This is a genomic window from Aromatoleum evansii, from assembly GCF_045689615.1.
GTDB classification, from domain to species: domain Bacteria; phylum Pseudomonadota; class Gammaproteobacteria; order Burkholderiales; family Rhodocyclaceae; genus Aromatoleum; species Aromatoleum evansii.
Map to the genome: position 1 here is coordinate 3782993 of NZ_CP141259.1, position 19038 is coordinate 3802030.

General features: G+C 62.6%; 16 protein-coding genes, 2 tRNA genes and 3 rRNA genes. 4 read left to right on the top strand and 17 right to left on the bottom strand.

What is annotated here, in order from left to right; translation table 11 throughout:
* Positions 1–14 precede the first annotated feature (14 nt).
* From flgL to flgB, 11 genes are all read right to left on the bottom strand, one after another.
* Positions 15–959, bottom strand: coding sequence for a flagellar hook-associated protein FlgL (gene flgL, locus U5817_RS17660; RefSeq protein ID WP_169132570.1), 945 nt, complete (start codon positions 957–959; stop codon positions 15–17).
* A gap of 13 nt (positions 960–972) precedes the next feature.
* A complete protein-coding gene (gene flgK, locus U5817_RS17665) occupies positions 973–2418 on the bottom strand; it encodes a flagellar hook-associated protein FlgK (RefSeq protein ID WP_407278269.1) in 1446 nt (481 codons plus the stop codon).
* A gap of 64 nt (positions 2419–2482) precedes the next feature.
* Positions 2483–3493, bottom strand: a complete 1011-nt coding sequence (gene flgJ / locus U5817_RS17670; RefSeq protein WP_407278270.1) for a flagellar assembly peptidoglycan hydrolase FlgJ — start codon at positions 3491–3493, stop codon at positions 2483–2485.
* A 1-nt stretch (position 3494) separates the two neighbouring features.
* Positions 3495–4610, bottom strand: coding sequence for a flagellar basal body P-ring protein FlgI (locus tag U5817_RS17675; protein ID WP_407278271.1), 1116 nt, complete (start codon positions 4608–4610; stop codon positions 3495–3497).
* A gap of 28 nt (positions 4611–4638) precedes the next feature.
* Positions 4639–5322, bottom strand: a complete 684-nt coding sequence (locus U5817_RS17680; RefSeq protein ID WP_407278272.1) for a flagellar basal body L-ring protein FlgH — start codon at positions 5320–5322, stop codon at positions 4639–4641.
* Between the two features lie 10 nt (positions 5323–5332).
* Complete coding sequence (gene flgG / locus U5817_RS17685; protein ID WP_407278273.1) at positions 5333–6115, bottom strand: flagellar basal-body rod protein FlgG; 783 nt, start codon at positions 6113–6115, stop codon at positions 5333–5335.
* Between the two features lie 136 nt (positions 6116–6251).
* Entirely contained in the window at positions 6252–6992 is a 741-nt protein-coding gene (gene flgF / locus U5817_RS17690) for a flagellar basal-body rod protein FlgF (RefSeq protein WP_407278274.1), read from the bottom strand.
* Positions 6993–7030: 38 nt separating this feature from the next.
* Positions 7031–8290, bottom strand: a complete 1260-nt coding sequence (flgE, locus tag U5817_RS17695; RefSeq protein WP_407278275.1) for a flagellar hook protein FlgE — start codon at positions 8288–8290, stop codon at positions 7031–7033.
* A 24-nt stretch (positions 8291–8314) separates the two neighbouring features.
* A complete protein-coding gene (locus tag U5817_RS17700) occupies positions 8315–8992 on the bottom strand; it encodes a flagellar hook assembly protein FlgD (protein WP_407278276.1) in 678 nt (225 codons plus the stop codon).
* A gap of 15 nt (positions 8993–9007) precedes the next feature.
* Positions 9008–9412 (bottom strand): flagellar basal body rod protein FlgC, encoded by a 405-nt coding sequence (flgC, locus tag U5817_RS17705; RefSeq protein WP_169132577.1) that lies wholly within the window; start codon positions 9410–9412, stop codon positions 9008–9010.
* 17 nt (positions 9413–9429) lie between these two features.
* Positions 9430–9834 carry a flagellar basal body rod protein FlgB gene (gene flgB / locus U5817_RS17710; protein WP_169132578.1) on the bottom strand — a complete coding sequence of 135 codons (405 nt, stop codon included), beginning with the start codon at positions 9832–9834 and terminating at the stop codon, positions 9430–9432.
* Positions 9835–10073: 239 nt separating this feature from the next.
* Here flgB and flgA point away from each other — a divergent pair, with 239 nt between their 5' ends.
* The 3 genes from flgA to U5817_RS17725 all read left to right on the top strand — a co-directional run bounded on the left by flgA (position 10074) and on the right by U5817_RS17725 (position 11655).
* Positions 10074–10793, top strand: coding sequence for a flagellar basal body P-ring formation chaperone FlgA (flgA, locus tag U5817_RS17715; protein ID WP_169132579.1), 720 nt, complete (start codon positions 10074–10076; stop codon positions 10791–10793).
* Positions 10794–10879: 86 nt separating this feature from the next.
* Positions 10880–11176: a flagellar biosynthesis anti-sigma factor FlgM gene (gene flgM, locus U5817_RS17720; protein WP_169132580.1), complete on the top strand. Its 297-nt coding sequence runs from the start codon at positions 10880–10882 to the stop codon at positions 11174–11176.
* A gap of 5 nt (positions 11177–11181) precedes the next feature.
* Positions 11182–11655 (top strand): flagellar protein FlgN, encoded by a 474-nt coding sequence (locus tag U5817_RS17725; protein WP_339380135.1) that lies wholly within the window; start codon positions 11182–11184, stop codon positions 11653–11655.
* Between the two features lie 136 nt (positions 11656–11791).
* Here U5817_RS17725 and U5817_RS17730 read toward each other — a convergent pair whose 3' ends face one another.
* The 6 genes from U5817_RS17730 to U5817_RS17755 form a co-directional block, all read right to left on the bottom strand.
* The gene (locus tag U5817_RS17730) at positions 11792–12331 is read right to left on the bottom strand and encodes a hypothetical protein (RefSeq protein WP_407278277.1); all 540 of its coding nucleotides are present in this window, start codon (positions 12329–12331) and stop codon (positions 11792–11794) included.
* Positions 12332–12550: 219 nt separating this feature from the next.
* Positions 12551–12664 (bottom strand): 5S ribosomal RNA (gene rrf / locus U5817_RS17735).
* A gap of 83 nt (positions 12665–12747) precedes the next feature.
* Positions 12748–15631, bottom strand: a 23S ribosomal RNA gene (locus tag U5817_RS17740).
* A 270-nt stretch (positions 15632–15901) separates the two neighbouring features.
* Positions 15902–15977, bottom strand: a tRNA-Ala gene (locus U5817_RS17745).
* An 11-nt stretch (positions 15978–15988) separates the two neighbouring features.
* A tRNA-Ile gene (locus U5817_RS17750) sits at positions 15989–16065 on the bottom strand.
* A gap of 73 nt (positions 16066–16138) precedes the next feature.
* A 16S ribosomal RNA gene (locus tag U5817_RS17755) occupies positions 16139–17674 on the bottom strand.
* Together the 16S, 23S and 5S rRNA genes with 2 tRNA genes alongside form the textbook arrangement of a ribosomal RNA operon.
* Positions 17675–18079: 405 nt before the next feature.
* On the opposite strand from U5817_RS17755, the gene U5817_RS17760 reads away from it, so the two are divergent.
* Positions 18080–19036: a histone deacetylase gene (locus tag U5817_RS17760; RefSeq protein ID WP_407281096.1), complete on the top strand. Its 957-nt coding sequence runs from the start codon at positions 18080–18082 to the stop codon at positions 19034–19036.
* The last annotated feature ends 2 nt before the right edge of the window (positions 19037–19038 follow it).

Here is a 19038-nt window from a genome sequence, read left to right on the forward strand (position 1 = left end):
ACAAGTTCAGTACCTCAGCTGAGCAGATTGAAGAGCGACAAGCCCGTGACGCGCACGTAGGACTGCTGTGCCGCCTCGAGGATGGTCTGCTGCTGAGTGAAACGCGAGATGGCCTCGTTGTAGTCGAGATCCTGCAAGCGCGACAGCGTCTCGGCGTACTGCTGGTCCTGCACCGCCGCCAGTTCGCCCAGCGCGTCGAGTTCCACCATGCGCGAACCGACCGAGGCCCGAATCGTGCTGACATTCTCCAGCGCGACATCCATGTCGCCGATCGCCTGCGACACCGCCGCGCCGATGTTGCGCGTCGGATCGGCCGGATCCTTGCGCAGCTCGGTGATGAACTGCGAGATCGCACCGAACACCTGCGACTCGCCGGTTGCGGGATCGGCCATGAACACCTTGCTGCCGGGCTCGGCAACCGCCATCACGCGAGTCGAACCGACCTGCATCGCGCGCGCGCCGTCGTCGCCCTCGTAGATCACGGGACCCGGACCAGCCGAGGGAACCGACGCGCCGCCGGAAAAGGCCGGTTGCGCCGTCTGGTACCCGGCAAACTGGAAGTCCCCGGTCGCATCCTTGCCGTTGGCGATGCCCAGGAGGGCGCCGAACTGCGCCTCGAGGTCGGTCGCGATGGCCTGGTGCTCGCTCGCGCTGAAGCCCCCGTTGCCCGCCTCTACTGCGCGCGTACGGATGTAGGTCAGGATTTCGGTGATGCTGCCAAGGTTGCTCTCGAGCGATGCGAGCGCATCCTTGGCATAGCCCTGGTTGGTCTGGAACTGCGTGTTGACGTTCTGCGATTGCGTCACCTCGAGCGCACGCGAGGCGCCGATCGGGTCGTCCGAAGGGCTCAGGATGCGCCGCCCGGAGGCAAGCTGCTGCTGGGTGTGCAGGAGATCCGCGCTCTGCCGCATCATCGAGTTGCGGCCCGCGTCGAAGATCATGCCGGTCGAGATTCTCATGATTTCACCCCGCTCAACGCGAAATCGACAGGATTTCGTCGAACAGCGTCCCGGCGACGGACATGACCCGCGCCGCGGCTTGGTAGGACTGCTGGAAGCGGATCAGGTTCGCCGCCTCCTCGTCGAGATTCACCCCGGAAAGGGCTTGCTGCGCATCGATCGCCTGCTGCAGCTGCGATTCCTGGCTGCGCTCGCCGATTTGCACCTCGCGGGTCTTGTTGCCGACGAAGCTGACCAGTTGCGAGTAGGCCGACTGGAAGGTCGCAGTGTCGCCGTTCATGACCTTTTCCGTCTGCAGCGCGGCGAGCCGCAGCGCATTCTCGTTGTTGCTCCCGCCCGCTCCGACGGTGGCCGTCGGTGCGCCCGAAGCGGCAACCTTGCGCGGATCGGTAAGCACGACGGCAAAGGCCCCGGCCGCCTCGCGCCGCCCGAGGTCGGTGGCGGCGAAGCTGCTCAGATCCTTGAAGAAGGCGATGCCGGTCGTCGTCCCGTCGAGGTCGTATCCCGCGGCATGGATCGCGTTGAACTCCGATGAGACCGCGATCGCGAGATCGCCAAGCTGCTCGCGCGCCGCGTTCAGGGTCTCGTTGCGGAATCGCAGATATCCGCCGAGCTGGCCGCCGGTGAGCACCGAGTCGGGCATCAGCACCGAACCGCCGCCGGGCGTCGCGAGGCGGATCTCGCCGCGGAAGGGATCGGACGGCACCGACGAATCCGCCGCGACGACGAGCTGCGAGACCGCGGTGCCGACCACCAGCGGCTGGCCGCTGCCGATGAACACGCTGAGCGAGCCGTCCGACTCGGTCGTGGTGCTCACCTTCACCAGCTTGTTGAGTTCCGCGACGAGGTTGTCACGCTGGTCCAGCAGATCGTTCGCCGGGATCGAGGGACCACCCACCTGGGTAAGTGCGATGCGCTCGTTGATGTCCGAGATCTGGCGCGCATACGCGTTGATCGAATCGACCGCGCTGACGATCTGCCCCTCGTTGATGTCGCGGATCTCGTTGAGACGCGTATCGAGTCCATTGAAGCGCGCCGCGAGCGATTCGGCGCTCGAGATCAGCGCCTGGCGCGCAGGCACGCTCGACGGGTTCGTCGCCACGTCCTGCACGCCGGCAAAAAAGTCCGCCAGCGCGGGCGAGAGGCCGGAACTCGTGTCGGCGAGCAGGTTGTCGATCTGCGAAATCTGCGTGTTGTAGGCGGAAAATTCCTCCTTGCGTGCCGAGGCGTTGAGCACCTGCTGGCTGAGGAACTGGTCGTACTGGCGCCGCACGCCATCGACTTCCACGCCCTGGCCGAAGAATCCGGCTCCGGAGAAGAACGGATCCGCCGTGGTCAGGATCGTCGTCTGGCGGTTAAAGCCGGGCGTGTTCGCATTCGTGATGTTATGGCTGGTCGTCAACAGGTTCGCTTGCGAACTGTTGATGCCCGTCAGACCGATGCTCAGTAGTCCAGCCATGATGTTTCCCTCGTTACCGCTGCTCTTACGGCAATACTAAGCAAGATCTTTGCCAGCGACGGACTCAGCCCGCCAGCGCGGTGCGCAGCGTGGCTCCGCCGATGATGCGCGTGAGCTTGTCGGCATACATGGGATCAGTCGCGTACCCCGCCTGCTGCAGGCTGCGCGCGAAGCCCGCGGCGTCAGTCTGCCCCAGCACCTCCGCATAGCGCGGATTGCCGCGCAGCAGGTTCGCGTAGTCGCGAAAGGCTTCGGCATACGAGCCGTAGGCGCGGAAACGCGCGTTTTCCGTATAGGGACGGCCGTTCGCGTACTCGGTGACCGACACCTCGACCACGGCGCCCTTCCAGTTCGGCCCCGCCTTGATGTTGAAGAGGTTGTGGCTCGGCGAACCGTCAGCGCGGCGCAGCTCGCCACGCCCCCAGCCGGTCTCCAGCGCCGCCTGCCCGACCATGAAATGCGCGGGGATGCCCGTGCTGCGGCTGGCTTCGCCGGCATGCGCCCACACGCGATTGACGAAATCGCGTGCGCCTTCGGGAACTGCACGCGACGACGACGCCTCCGCCGCTTCACCTGCGTCGCCCGCCCCCCGAAACCCGCCAGCCTCGCTGCGCGGTTTGCCGATCGCAGCACCCAGCCGGGCGGCAAACTCCGCCAGATCGTCGGTATCGACGGCGGCGTTTGCCGGCGGCAACTCGCCACCGGCAACGATTGCCGCCCGCCGCGGAATGCGCGACACATCGAGGCTGCCTTCACCCTCGATGGCTTGCGCCGGGGTTTCACCGCCGAGCTGCCGCAAGATCGCGTCGGCGAGGCCGACACCACGTCCCTGCGCCATGTTCATCGCCATCTGCTGGTCCTGCAGCGCCTGGAAGAGCCGCGTCTGGTCGCTGTCGAACATGCCCGTCGACGGCACCGCATCGCGCATCGACTTCAGCACCATCTGCATGAACAGCGCCTCGAACTGCTTGGCTGCCGCGCGCAGGCCCTCTGGCGAATTGCCGTCACGCGCGAGCCGCTTCATGTCGGCGAGCGCGCGCGGATCCAGCGCATTGATCTGGGTGGCCGCAACCATGTCAGATCACCTCCAGCTCCGCGCGCAGCGAGCCCGCGGCCTTCATCGCCTGCAGGATGCTCACGAGATCCATCGGCGTGGCGCCGAGCGCGTTCAGGGCCTTCACGACCTCCGCGAGGTTCGCGCCGCTGCGCACGTTGTGCAGCGTGCCCTGACCCTGCTTGATATCCACCGTTCCGCTTTGCGTCGTCACCGTCCGGCCCCCGGATAGCGGCGCCGGCTGGCTCACAGCGGTATCGACGCCCACCGTGACGGTCAGGTTGCCGTGCGCAACCGCGACGTTCTGCAGCGTCACCGCCTGGTTCATCACGACCGAGCCGGTGCGCGAATTCACGATCACCTTCGCCGCCTGCAACATCGGCGTGACCTCGAGGTTCTCGAGCTTGCCAAGGAAGGCCACGCGATCGGAGGGATCGAGCGGCGCGCGCACCTGGATGCTGCGCCCGTCGAGCGCCTGCGCGGTGCCGCCGGAAGTCGCCTGGTTGATCGCATCGACGACGCGGCGCGCGGTGCCGAAGTCGGTGTCCTTGAGCTCGAAGGTCACGAACTCGCCCTGCGCAAGCGAAGTCGGCACGGCCCGCTCGACCGTCGCGCCGCCGGGAATCCGCCCGGCCGAAAGGTGGTTGATCGTCTGCGACGCGCCTCCGCCCGCAGCTCCTGCGCCGCCCACGAGCAGGTTGCCCTGCGCGACGCTATACACTTGGCCGTCGGCGCCCTTCAGCGGCGTCATCACCAGCGTGCCGCCGCGCAGGCTCTTCGCATTGCCGATCGAGGACACCGTGACGTCGATCTGCTGCCCGGGGCGCGCAAACGGCGGCAGGCTCGCCGTGACCATCACCGCGGCGACGTTCTTGAGCTGCAGGTTCGTGCCGGGCGGCAGCGTCACGCCCATATTGCCGAGCATGTTGATGATGCTCTGCACCGTGAAGGGCGTCTGCGTGGTCTGGTCGCCACTGCCGTCGAGGCCGATCACGAGACCGTAGCCGACGAGCTGGTTCTCCCGCACCCCGGCGATGGTCGCCAGATCCTTCAGCCGTTCGGCAGCGAAGGCCGTTCCCGCCACCAGTATCGCCAGCGCGCACGCGAGCGCGCGAATTCCTCTGCCATTGCCCAACATCATCGACTCCCGCGACGCATCGAAGCGCTCAGAACGGCGACACCGCCACGAAGAAGCGCTGCAGCCAACCCATCGTGTTCGATTCGTCGATGTAACCGCTGCCCTTGTATTCGATCCGCGCATCCGCAACCTGCGTCGACTGCACCGTGTTCGCAGCCGTCACGGTGTTCGGGTTGATCACGCCCGAAAAACGGATGAACTCGTTGCCCTGGTTGATCGCCATCTGCTTCTCGCCGGACACGAGCAGGTTGCCGTTCGGATACACCTCGATCACCGTCACGGTGATCGTGCCGTTGAAGACGTTGTTCGCTGCCGAAGCGCCCGCCCCCTCGAAATCCGACTCCACGCCCGCCTGCAGATTCATGCCCGCAAGGCCCGACAGCGGCACCTTCGACGCCGCCGTGATGCCGCCCGTGACGTCGGAAGCGCGCGACGCGCTGCTGTTGGCGCGCTTCTGCGCCGTGTTGCGTTCGACGAGATTGATCGTCAGCGTGTCGCCGACAAGGCGCGCGCGGCGGTCCTCGAACAGCGGCCGCAGCTGTGCCGCCTGGTAGATCGACCCATTCGCGGGCGCCATCTGCGTGCGCGCCTCGGGCCGCACGCTCATCGGCTGATGCACCACCGTCGGTGGCGTCGAGTAGATCGACGCACAGCCCGACAGCAGCAGCACTGCCATCGCGACCACCATCGCCCCCAGCGCATGACGCTTCATGATCCGCTCCTTACAGCTGCGTCAGCCGTCCCAGCATCTGGTCCGACGTCTGCACGGCGCGCGAGTTGAGTTCGTAGGCGCGCTGCGTCGTGATCATGTTCACCAGTTCCTCCGCGACGTTCACGTTCGAGGTCTCGACGTACTGCTGGTTGAGCACCCCGGCGCCGTTGGTCCCGGGCGCATTGGGCGTCGGCACTCCGCTCGAGGCGGTCTCGCGGAACAGGTTCTCGCCGGCGCTCGACAGGCCGCCCGGATTCACGAAGGTCGCAATCTGGATGTTGCCCACCACCGTCGGCGCAGTCTGCCCGGCCTGCAGCACGCTCACGGTGCCGTCCTTGCCGATCGTGATCGTCTGCGCGTCGTTCGGGATGATGATCGCCGGCTCGAGCGGATAACCGCTCGCGGTCACCACCTGCCCCTGCGAATCGAGCTGGAACGCACCGTCACGGGTGTAGGCCGACGTGCCGTCCGGCAGCGTCACCTGGAAGTAACCGTTGCCCTGCACCGCCATGTCGAGCGGATTGCCCGTCTGCTGCAGGCTGCCCTGCGTGTGGATGCGTTCGGTCGCCACCGTGCGCACGCCGGTGCCGATCTGCAGGCCGCTGCCGATCTGGTTCTGCTGCGTATTCTGCGCACCCGGCTGGCGGATCGTCTGGTAAAGCAGATCCTCGAACACCGCGCGCGCACGCTTGAAACCGTTGGTCGAAACGTTCGCGAGGTTGTTCGAGATCACGTCCAGCTGAGTCTGCTGCGCCTCGAGGCCGGTCCGTGCAATCCACAATGAGCGAATCATGATCCTGACTCCCTTTCCTACGCAGGCAGACGGTCTGCCTGCAGTCTCGGGGTCAGTTTACGGCGGGGCGGATCAACTCGATCCCCGGAACACGCGCCGAAAAGCCCCGCTAATTCCCCTGCTCGCCCGCCGCCCGTCAGCGGACCGAAAGCACCTGCGCGCCGGCGCGGTCGTTGGCCTCGGCGGTCTGCAACATCTTGGTCTGCATCTCGAACTGGCGCGCCAGCGAAATCATCTGCACCATCTGGTCGACCACGCTGACGTTGCTGCCTTCGAGGTAGCCGCCGGCCACGCGCACATTCTCGTCCTGCGGCGCGGCGGCACCATCCTGCAGGCGGAACAGCCCGTCGTCGCCACGCACCAGCGAGGTCTCGGGCGGATTCACGAGCTTCAGACGGCCGATCACGTTCACGACGTTCTCGGCGCCGCCGGCCTGCAGCGCGGAGATCGTCCCGTCCTTGCCGACCAGGAGCTCATTGTCGGGCGGGATCGTCACCGGACCGCCATCGCCCAGCACCGGCAGGCCGCTGCGCGTCTGCACCACGCCGTTCGCGCTCAGCTGCAGGCTTCCGTCGCGCGTGTAAGCCTCGCGACCGTCCGGCAACTGCACCGCGAGCCAGCCCTTGCCCTCGACCGCCACATCCAGCGCTCGCCCGGTGTGCTGCATGGGCCCGGGCTCGAAGTTCGACGCCACGCTCGCGTCCACGACGAAGGCCCGCGTCGCAAGCCCTTCGCCTTGCACCGGCACGGCGCGCAGCTTGTGCAGCTCCGCCCGAAAGCCCGTCGACGTGGCGTTCGCGAGGTTGTGCGACACGGCGGCCTGCTGGCCCATCGTGTGCTTCGCCCCGGTCATTGCCGTGTAGATCAGCCGATCCATGATCCCTTCTCCCTATCCCGCGAATCGGGCTATGCCGATCAGCGCAGGTTCACCAGCGTCTGCAGGATCTGGTCCTGGGCGCGCACCGACTGCGCATTCGCCTGGTAGGCGCGCTGCTGCACGATGAGCTGCACCAGTTCGGCGGTCAGGTCGACGTTGGCTTCCTCGATGGCGCCCGCATTGAGCAGACCGAGGTTGGCGCTGCCCGGCACGCCGACGATCGGCTGGCCCGAATCCGGCGACTCGGCCCACAGGTTGCCGCCCAGCGACAGCAGTCCGTTGGGGCTCTGGAAGTTCGCCAGCACCACCTGGCCCAGATCGCGGCTCTGGCCGTTGCTGTAGCGCCCGAGGATCACTCCGTCATCACCGATCGTGATGCCCGTCAGGCGCCCCGAGGCAAAGCCGTCCTGGCGCAGCGTATTCACTCCGAAGGCGCTACCGAACTGCGACGAATCCGCCAGATCAAACGAGATCGTCTGGGTTGCCGAGGCACCGGTACCGGCAAATTCCGGGAAGGTGAGGTCGAACTGGCCGCCCGATGTCATCGTGCCGGCAGTGTCGAACTGCAACGGCGAACCGGGAGCGGGGATCGCGATCGCGTCGCCCGTGCCATCGACCTGGTAGAAGCCGTCCCACGTGCCCGCCGCGGTCTTCTGGAAGAAGAAGGTCAGGGTGTGCGCATTGCCCAGCGTGTCGTAGGCGGTCGCCGAGGTCGAGAAGTTATACCCCCCCGCCGCCGGGTTCGTGCGGTCCAGCGGCGTCGGATTCGTCGGATCGAAGGACGGCGAGATCGGCTCGCGCGAGTCGAAGTTCATCGCCAGCGTCATCTGCGAGGACGGATTCGGCTGCACGTCCGAGAAATCCAGTTGCAGGCGCTGCGGCTCGCCGCCGGTCAGGATCACGCCGTTCGTCGCCGCATAACCGGTGAGCTGGTAGCCCTGCGAGTTGACGATGAAGCCGTCCTTGTTCACGTCGAACTGGCCGTTGCGCGTATAGGCGATCGAGCCGTCCGGCGCCGACATGCGGAAGAAGCCGTTGCCGTTGATCGCGACGTCGAGCGGATTGTTCGTCGTCGTGATGTTGCCCTGCGAGAACAGCTGGGTCACCGCACCGATCGCCGAGCCGATACCGACCTGCACGCCAGCGGCCGCGCCGTTCAGCGCCGCCGCGAACACATCGGAGAACTCCGCACGGCCCGCCTTGAAACCGACCGTGTTAGCGTTCGCGACGTTGTTGCTGATCACATCGAGGGCCTTCGAGGACGAATTAAGTCCGCTCAAACCTTGCTGGAAAGCCATGGCCGTCTCCCTGGAAACTCAATCTCAAACAATCTGCCGGACATCGGACATCTTGAAGATGCCCATATCCCCAACCTGCAGGTCGGTACCCTTGGTGCCCCGCACCACGCTCGTCACCGCCCCGAACTCGAGGACCTCCGCCGCGACGGGCTTGCCGCCGGTCACCGCCTCGATGCTCACCGTGTACTTGCCGTTGGCTGCGCGGCTGCCGTCCTTCGTCGTGCCGTCCCACTGGAAGTTGTGCGTCCCTGCATCGAAGGAGCCGAGGTCCACCGCCGCCACCTCCAGGCCCTGCGCATCCTTGATCCGCATCGTCACCGCATCGGCCGGCACGTCGAGCGCAAAGCCGCCGATCGACCCCGCGTCGCCCAGCTTCAGGCCGGATCCGGGCACGAGCACGCCACGCCCCACCAGCGAAGCCGCCTGCATCGACTCGGAAGACTGCTGACCTTCGAGGAGCTGGGTCAGCATCGTGTTGAGCCGCTCGATGCCATCGACCGTGCTGATCTGCGCGAGCTGCGAAGTGACTTGGGCGTTGTCGAGCGGATTCATCGGATCCTGGTTCTTCAACTGCGCCGTCAGCAGCGTCAGGAATCGCCCCTGGCTATCCACCTCGTCCTTTGACGAAGCGCTGTCCTTGCGCCCAAGCAAAGCCAATGCTGACTCGGCTGCAGCGGACACATTGTTATTCACCGTTGCCATGATCGCTCCCCAACCTTACTGGCCGATCTGCAGCGTGCGCTGCAGCAGCGTGCGCGCCGTGTTCATCACTTCCGCGTTGTTCTGGTAGGCGCGCGAGGCCGAGATCATGTTGGTCATCTCCTCGACCACATTCACGTTCGACATCTCGACATAGCCCTCAGCGTTCGCCGCCGGATTGCTCGGGTCATAGGTCAAGCGTCCGGGCTCCGCGCTCTCGACGACGTTCGAAACCGTGACGCCGACGCTGTTCGGGCCCGACACCGGCGCAGCGGTGAATACCACCTGCTTCGCACGATAGGGCTGGCCGTCCGGCCCCGCGACACTGTCCGCATTCGCCAGGTTCGACGCCGTGGCATTCAACCGCGCCGACTGCGCATGCAGCGCCGATCCCGCGATCGCAAATACATTGAACATGCTCATGGACGCCTCCCTCCCGCTCACTGGCCGGTGATCGCCGTCTGCATGCTGCGCAGCAGGCCGTTGATGAAGGTCACGCTCGCCTCGTAGTGCACCGAGTTCTCGGCAAAGGCCGCACGCTCCACGTCCATGTTCACCGTGTTGCCGTCCACGCTGGACTGGAACTCGCGGCGATACCCGACGTAGGCGCCGAACGGCATCTGCTCCGCCACATCGAGGTGGCGCGAAGACGTGCTCGCCAGCGCGAGCGGGCCCATGCGCTCACCCAGCGCCCCCTTCAGCGCGGAGCGGAAGTCGATGTCGCGCGCCTTGTAATTCGGCGTATCCGCGTTCGCGATATTCGACGCCAGCATCTGCTGCCGCTGCGCCTGCAGGTTCAGGGCCGACTGGTGAAACTGCAGCGCGCTGTCGAGTTGGGTCTTCATGGCATCACCTCAAGTTCTGTCGCCGACGGCCGTTAAGCTCTTCATCGGCTGGCACCGGGTTCATTGCACCTTCCATGCCAGCGATCTTAGTCCCGCACCGGCAAGCCCCTAGCCGCGATAAGACCGGCAAATACCGGCCAATTCCGCCGCTTTCCGCGGCGCAGCGGCAGCACCCGGCAAGCACAGGCGGAAAACTTTGCCGGTTGCCGTTCGGCCGGCCGCATGGTGGAATGCGCCCCATGCCTTCGAACCACCTCTTATGCATTTCCTTCCGCAACGCGCTCATGGCCCTATTGGCCCTGGGCCCCGCGCTCGCGGCCAGCATCGCCGCTGCACAGCAGCCCCTGCCGCCGGTTCGCCAAGCCGTAATGGCGTTTCTCGTTGAGCAGACTTCGGGCCTGCCGGGCAAGGTCGGCATCACCGTGGACGGGGTCGACCCTCGCAACCAGCTGCCAGCGTGCGCCGAACTCATTCCCTTCCTCCCGCCGGGCACACGCGCCTGGGGTCGGATCAACGTCGGCGTCCGTTGCGAGTCTCCCGTCGGCTGGACGATCTACGTACCCGCACAGATCTCCGTTGTCGGCGACTATCTGGTTGCCGCACGTCCGATCCGTGCCGGCCAGGTGATCGCACCGGCAGATCTGGAACGACGCAGCGGAGACCTCGCCGGCGAGGCACCCAACACGCTGACCGACATGACCCAGGCGGTCGGACACAACGCCCGTTTCACCATCGCCGCAGGCAATACGCTGCGAACAGACATGCTCCGCCTGCCCCAGGCGGTGCGGCAGGGCCAGAACGTCAAGGTCATTGGAACCGGTAGCGGCTTCACCGTAACCAATGAAGGACGGGCCCTCAATGCCGCAGCCATCGGGGACCCCGTCCGCGTGCGACTGGGAAGCGGCCAGGTCGTCTCGGGCAAAGCGCGCGCCGACGGCACCGTCGAGCTCGACTTCTGATCTGACGGCCACTCGAAATATTTGCCTAAAGTTTTCGCCCGGGCGGTCGTAAACACGAACAGAGACCGCTTAATGGGAGTAGCGCCATGAAAATCGAAGGAACGCTCAAACCGCCGGGTTCCGCCCCCGTTGCAGAGGCCCGCGAAAAACGTCCGGCCAGCACGACGGCCGCCGGCGCATCGGATGGAAAGGTCGAACTGTCCTCCCTCTCGTCCAGCCTCAACAAGGCCGAAGCCGCAATGGCCTCGACCCCCGAGATCGACCGCAGCCGTGTCGAAGAAATCCGCCAGGCGATCAGCGAAGGGCGGTTCAAGATCGACGCCAACCGCATCGCGGACGGACTCATCGACAGCGTGCGCCAGATGCTCGACGCGCAGAAGTAGTGACCGTGAGCCTGCAGCCCGAACTTCAGCGGCTCGTCCAGCTGATCGACAGCGAGGCAGTGCTGCTACGCAGCTTCCTCGCGCTGCTCGAACGCGAGGAAGCCCTGCTTCTCGCCGGCGACGCCGACGGTCTGCTCGTACTGACAAGCGAAAAGACCGAGCGCTTCCATCAGCTGCAGCGCATCCACAACGACCGCGCCCTGCTGCTTGGCAAGTTGCGCCGCCCGAACACCGATGCGGCAATCCGCGAGGTGTGCCAGCCCCTGCCCGACACGATCAGGCGCTGGGATGAAATTCACGCGCTCGCACGCGATGCGCAGGCCCGCAACGAACTGAACGGCAAGCTGATCTCCGAGCGCCTGCAGCACAACCAGGCCGCCATGTCGATTCTGCTCGACGCCGCCCGGAAACCGCAGCTCTACGACTCCGCCGGCATCGCCCGACCCAGCGGCGGCGGCCGGCACCTGGGCAGCGCCTGAAGAAACAGAGCCCGCCGGGGATAACCCAGGCGAGCCCTCGCTACCGACGACGACCGCCCCCGCGGCCTACGGCAACACGCAGTCGAAACTGCTGCCGACTCCGCCACTAGCCCAGCGCGGCACCGCGGCAGTCAGTTCAAAGTCCGCCCAGATCCTCGATTGCATCCACGACCATGCTCGTGCCGATCGCAATCATCAGGATATCTCCCGCGACGCGGACAAACTTGTGGCCTGCGGGTGGTACCCCAAGTTCGACGACGAGCGAAGGAGGAAGGTCGTAGTACACGACATCCCGCGGCAACGTGCGCCCCACCGACCATTTCTTTGCCTGGCCCGGCGGCATGCAGCCATTACCCTTCTTGGCAAGCCCCGGAGGACATTTTCCCGACGCTCCTTCGCGCGAGAAATACTCGCGGATCACCGTCCGCTCCCGCGTCTCGAACCGCGTCACCACATGGCGCCCGCCATCGTCGCGCGAACGTACCACGCGATCCCGCCCATCACGGTCGGCGGGTCCCCTCGCGTCTCGATCGCCCTTCTGCTGCCCGCCCCCCTTGCCGCCCTGTGCCTTGTCGCCGCGCTCCTGATGCCCCCCCTTGCCACCTCCACCCGCGTGATCGGGTTTCTCCGCATACGCGAAACCACATCCCAATAGGCCGGCAAGCAGCACGGCCATCACCTGCGCCTTGCGCAAACGGACTGGTTGCATCCTCTATCTCCTTGAAATTGGGCAAGCCCATGGCGCCACGAAATCTCCGGCACCCGCTCAGGGAAACGCACGGGGGCGTGCCGGTAGTTGACAGCAACATACATCAAATTCTGTTGATGGCGAAATCGGGCGACGTAGACGCAAAAAACCCGCTGACGTGAGGTCAGCGGGTTTTTGGTATGGGTAGTCTGACGATGACCTACTTTCGCACTCACGAAGAGCACTATCATCGGCGCGGTCCTGTTTCACTGTCCTGTTCGGGATGGGAAGGAGTGGTTCCGGGACGCTATGGTCGTCAGACTGTAAGGGGTGACAAAGGGGGAGAAGTGAAGTGTGTGGGGGTGTGATTGTTTAGCGTGTCGTTCGCTGTGATCCAGGGTTATAGGATCAAGCCTCACGGGCAATTAGTATCGGTTAGCTTAACGCATTACTGCGCTTCCACACCCGACCTATCAACGTTGTGGTCTTCAACGACCCTTCAGGGGGCTCGAGGCCCCGGGGAAGTCTCATCTTGAGGCGAGTTTCCCGCTTAGATGCTTTCAGCGGTTATCTCTTCCGTACTTAGCTACCCGGCGATGCGACTGGCGTCACAACCGGTACACCAGGGGTACGTCCACTCCGGTCCTCTCGTACTAGGAGCAGGTCCTCTCAAACTTCCAGCGCCCACGGCAGATAGGGACCAAACTGTCTCACGACGTTTTAAACCCAGCTCACGTACCACTTTAAATGGCGAACAGCCATACCCTTGGGACCGGCTACAGCCCCAGGATGTGATGAGCCGACATCGAGGTGCCAAACTCCGCCGTCGATGTGAACTCTTGGGCGGAATCAGCCTGTTATCCCCAGAGTACCTTTTATCCGTTGAGCGATGGCCCTTCCATACAGAACCACCGGATCACTATGACCTGCTTTCGCACCTGCTCGACTTGTCGGTCTCGCAGTCAAGCCGCCTTTTGCCATTGCACTATCAGTACGATGTCCGACCGTACCTAGGCGACCTTCGTACTCCTCCGTTACCTTTTAGGAGGAGACCGCCCCAGTCAAACTGCCTGCCATGCACGGTCCCCGACCCGGATTCACGGGCCCAGGTTAGAACCTCAACGACACCAGGGTGGTATTTCAAGGTTGGCTCCACGGCAACTGGCGTCACCGCTTCAAAGCCTCCCACCTATCCTACACAAGTCCCGTCAAAGTCCAATGCAAAGCTACAGTAAAGGTTCATGGGGTCTTTCCGTCTAGCCGCGGGTAGATTGCATCTTCACAAACATTTCAACTTCGCTGAGTCTCAGGAGGAGACAGTGTGGCCATCGTTACGCCATTCGTGCAGGTCGGAACTTACCCGACAAGGAATTTCGCTACCTTAGGACCGTTATAGTTACGGCCGCCGTTTACCGGGGCTTCGATCAAGAGCTTGCACCCCATCACTTAACCTTCCGGCACCGGGCAGGCGTCACACCCTATACGTCCACTTTCGTGTTTGCAGAGTGCTGTGTTTTTAATAAACAGTCGCAGCCACCGATTCTCTGCGGCCCCTTCGCCCTTCGGATGTACTCCTACAAGCTAGTGGGGCATACCTTCTCCCGAAGTTACGGTATCAATTTGCCGAGTTCCTTCTCCTGAGTTCTCTCAAGCGCCTTAGAATTTTCTTCCTGCCCACCTGTGTCGGTTTGCGGTACGGTCGATTTTAGACTGAAGCTTAGAGGCTTTTCCTGGAAGCATGGTATCAATCACTTCGGGCTCAAAGAGCCCTCGTCATCACGCCTTGGCTCAGCCCCGCGGATTTGCCTACGGGGCACGCCTACACGCTTAAACCGGGACGTCCAACACCCGGCTGACCTAACCTTCTCCGTCCCCCCATCGCATCTAAAACCGGTACGGGAATATTGACCCGTTTCCCATCGACTACGCATTTCTGCCTCGCCTTAGGGGCCGACTCACCCTGCGTCGATGAACGTTGCGCAGGAAACCTTGGGCTTTCGGCGAGGGTGCTTTTCACACCCTTTATCGCTACTCATGTCAGCATTCGCACTTCCGATACCTCCAGCATCCCTCTCGAGACACCTTCGCAGGCTTACGGAACGCTCCCCTACCATCTCTTTCGAGATCCGCAGCTTCGGTTCATGGCTTGAGCCCCGTTACATCTTCCGCGCAGGACGACTCGACTAGTGAGCTATTACGCTTTCTTTAAAGGGTGGCTGCTTCTAAGCCAACCTCCTAGCTGTCTATGCCTTCCCACTTCGTTTCCCACTTAGCCATGTATTTGGGACCTTAGCTGGCGGTCTGGGTTGTTTCCCTCTTGTCCCAGGACGTTAGCACCCCAGGACTGTCTGCCGTATATCACTTTGCGGTATTCGGAGTTTGCTATCGCGGGGTAGATCGCAGTGACCCCCCCAACGATTACAGTGCTCTACCCCCGCAAGTGTCCGTACGACGCACTACCTAAATAGTTTTCGGGGAGAACCAGCTATTTCCGGATTTGTTTAGCCTTTCACCCCTATCCACAGCTCATCCCCTAATTTTTCAACATTAGTGGGTTCGGACCTCCAGTACCTGTTACGGCACCTTCATCCTGGCCATGGATAGATCATCCGGTTTCGGGTCTACGCCCAGCAACTATGTCGCCCTTATCAGACTCGGTTTCCCTACGCCTCCCCTATTCGGTTAAGCTCGCTACTGAACGTAAGTCGCTGACCCATTATACAAAAGGTACGCAGTCACCCCACAAGGAGGCTCCCACTGTTTGTATGCATGCGGTTTCAGGATCTATTTCACTCCCCTCCCGGGGTTCTTTTCGCCTTTCCCTCACGGTACTGGTTCACTATCGGTCGATCACGAGTATTTAGCCTTGGAGGATGGTCCCCCCATCTTCAGACAGGATTTCTCGTGTCCCGCCCTACTTGTCGCACGCTCAGACCCGCCACCTACTTTTCGCATACGGGACTATCACCCTGTATCGTCGGACTTTCCAGACCGTTCTGCTAAGTAAATGGTTTAGTCGTGCAGGCTACTCCCCGTTCGCTCGCCACTACTTGGGGAATCTCGGTTGATTTCTGTTCCTGCGGCTACTTAGATGTTTCAGTTCGCCGCGTTCGCCTCCTCGGACCTATGGATTCAGTCCGGGATACTCCCGAAGGAGTGGGTTTCCCCATTCGGATATCGGGGGATCAAAGCTCCATTGCCAGCTCCCCCCCGCTTTTCGCAGGCTTGCACGTCCTTCATCGCCTGTGATCGCCAAGGCATCCACCACATGCACTTAGTCGCTTGATCCTATAACCCTGGACCCTGTCGCCAGGGACCCAGTCATAGGCGAACTCACGCTTGTGCGCAACCGCCTGCTGCTGGTTCAAAGCGCAGACGATTGCAATGCAATCACACAACCCATGTTCGATCTTCGTCTTCACGCGCCGCTGACACAGCGCAACGAAGATCGCACACTTTACTTCTTCCACTTTGTTAAAGAACACTGGCACTAGGCCTAAGCCCTGCACACCAAACGTGCGCACGGCTTAGCCCTACTCTCGAGCCCACCTGAACATGTGGTGGAGGATGACGGGATCGAACCGACGACCCCCTGCTTGCAAAGCAGGTGCTCTCCCAGCTGAGCTAATCCCCCTCATGATGCGGTGGTGGGTCTGGTTGGGTTCGAACCAACGACCCCCGCCTTATCAAGACGGTGCTCTAACCAGCTGAGCTACAGACCCTCTCGTCCATCTCGAGGCTCTTGCCTGAACAACCGATAAGTTGTGAGTACTCGGACAGCGGACCTGTCTCTTGAAAGGAGGTGATCCAGCCGCACCTTCCGATACGGCTACCTTGTTACGACTTCACCCCAGTCATGAATCTCACCGTGGTAAGCGCCCTCCCGAAGGTTAAGCTACCTACTTCTGGTGAAACCCACTCCCATGGTGTGACGGGCGGTGTGTACAAGACCCGGGAACGTATTCACCGCAGCATGCTGATCTGCGATTACTAGCGATTCCGACTTCACGTAGTCGAGTTGCAGACTACGATCCGGACTACGATCGGCTTTAAGGGATTGGCTCCAGCTCGCGCTTTGGCAGCCCTCTGTACCGACCATTGTATGACGTGTGAAGCCCTACCCATAAGGGCCATGAGGACTTGACGTCATCCCCACCTTCCTCCGGTTTGTCACCGGCAGTCTCGCTAAAGTGCCCAACCAAATGATGGCAATTAGCGACAAGGGTTGCGCTCGTTGCGGGACTTAACCCAACATCTCACGACACGAGCTGACGACAGCCATGCAGCACCTGTGTCCTGGCTCCCGAAGGCACTCCCTGATCTCTCAAGGATTCCAGGCATGTCAAGGGTAGGTAAGGTTTTTCGCGTTGCATCGAATTAATCCACATCATCCACCGCTTGTGCGGGTCCCCGTCAATTCCTTTGAGTTTTAACCTTGCGGCCGTACTCCCCAGGCGGTCGACTTCACGCGTTAGCTGCGTCACTCAGTGAGTTACCTCTCCGAACGACTAGTCGACATCGTTTAGGGCGTGGACTACCAGGGTATCTAATCCTGTTTGCTCCCCACGCTTTCGTGCATGAGCGTCAGTATCGGCCCAGGGGGCTGCCTTCGCCATCGGTGTTCCTCCACATATCTACGCATTTCACTGCTACACGTGGAATTCCACCCCCCTCTGCCGTACTCTAGCCGTGCAGTCACAAGCGCAGTTCCCAGGTTAAGCCCGGGGATTTCACACCTGTCTTACACAACCGCCTGCGCACGCTTTACGCCCAGTAATTCCGATTAACGCTCGCACCCTACGTATTACCGCGGCTGCTGGCACGTAGTTAGCCGGTGCTTCTTCTGACAGTACCGTCATCCACCTCCCGTATTAGGGGAAGCGTTTTCTTTCCGTCTGAAAGAGCTTTACAACCCGAAGGCCTTCTTCACTCACGCGGCATGGCTGGATCAGGGTTGCCCCCATTGTCCAAAATTCCCCACTGCTGCCTCCCGTAGGAGTCTGGGCCGTGTCTCAGTCCCAGTGTGGCGGATCATCCTCTCAGACCCGCTACGGATCGTCGCCTTGGTAGGCCTTTACCCCACCAACTAGCTAATCCGACATCGGCCGCTCCAATCACGCGAGGTCTTGCGATCCCCCGCTTTCCCCCTCAGGGCGTATGCGGTATTAGCTACGCTTTCGCGTAGTTATCCCCCATGACTGGGTACGTTCCGATGCATTACTCACCCGTTCGCCACTCGCCGGCAGGCCGAAGCCCCCGCTGCCGTTCGACTTGCATGTGTAAAGCATGCCGCCAGCGTTCAATCTGAGCCAGGATCAAACTCTTAAGTTCAATCCAACAAAGCACTCAAAGAAATCATTACTGACTTACAGTTGAGCACTCAATCTTTGCAACATTAAAACTGCCGAAGCAGTCTCGGTCGCGCCAACCAAGCACTCACACTTATCGGTTGTCCAATTTTTTAAAGAACCGCCGCCGAAGCAGCGAGAAAGAGATTCTGACAAACTTGCTTCACTTCGTCAAGCACCGCAGCGATTTATTTTTTACACCGCTACCGCACCACCACCTCTTTCCTGCTCCCCGCCGCTGCCTCGAAACCGCTGCAGCGCTGAAAGAGGCGCGAATTATATAGACCTTGAACAAGCCGTCAAGCGCTTTTTTGCGGCATGCTTTATTTGGGAGATGTCGCAGCCGTTTGTGCTGCACTCAACTCGAAACCCGTCGAGGATTCGTCTTGTGAAACTGTTCTATGCCGACCACTTCGTCCTTCCCCTGCCTGAGGGACACCGCTTTCCGATGGAGAAGTATTCGCTCCTGCGCGAGCAGCTGATGCGCAGCGGCGGGTTTTCACCGGACGACTTCGTCGTTCCGGCAGCCGCCAGCGACTCGGACATCGGGCGGGCGCACGATGCGGCCTACCTCGACCGCGTCGCGCATGGAGCCCTCGATCAGGCGGAGCAGCGGAGGATCGGTTTTCCGTGGTCCCTACAAATGGTGGAGCGCTCGCGGCGCTCGGCAGGGGCGACGCTGGCCGCCTGCAGGCATGCGCTGGTCGAAGGCTGCGCGGCGAATCTTGCCGGCGGAACGCATCACGCCCACCGCGATTTCGGCTCGGGATTCTGTGTGTTCAACGACGCGGCGATCGCGGCGCTGGCAATGCGGGCGGAGGGCCGTGCGCGGACCGTGGCGATAATCGACTGCGATGTGCATCAGGGAGACGGTACGGCGGCAATCCTGTCCGGCGATCCGGATGTGTTCACGCTGAGTATCCACGGCGAGAAGAATTTTCCGTTCCGCAAGGCGATATCCACCCTCGACATCGAGCTCCCGGACGGGACGGGGGATGCGACCTATCTCGCGACGCTCCGCGGTGGCCTGGAGGAGGTTCAGGCGGCAATGAAGCCGGATCTGGCGATCTATCTTGCCGGCGCCGATCCGTATCGCGACGATCGTCTGGGACGACTCGGGCTGAGCTTCGAGGGGCTGGCTGCCCGCGACGAGATGGTTCTGCAATGGTGCGTGGAGCACGGCACGCCGGTCGCGATTGCGATGGCGGGCGGGTACGCGCGAATCATCGAGGACACGGTCGCCATCCACGCGGCGACGATCGCGACGGCGGCCCGCTTCGCGCCTGCGCTGCAAGCCGTTGTGCGCGGACGAGCGGCACACAGTTCCGCACCGCCTCGCCCGTAGGC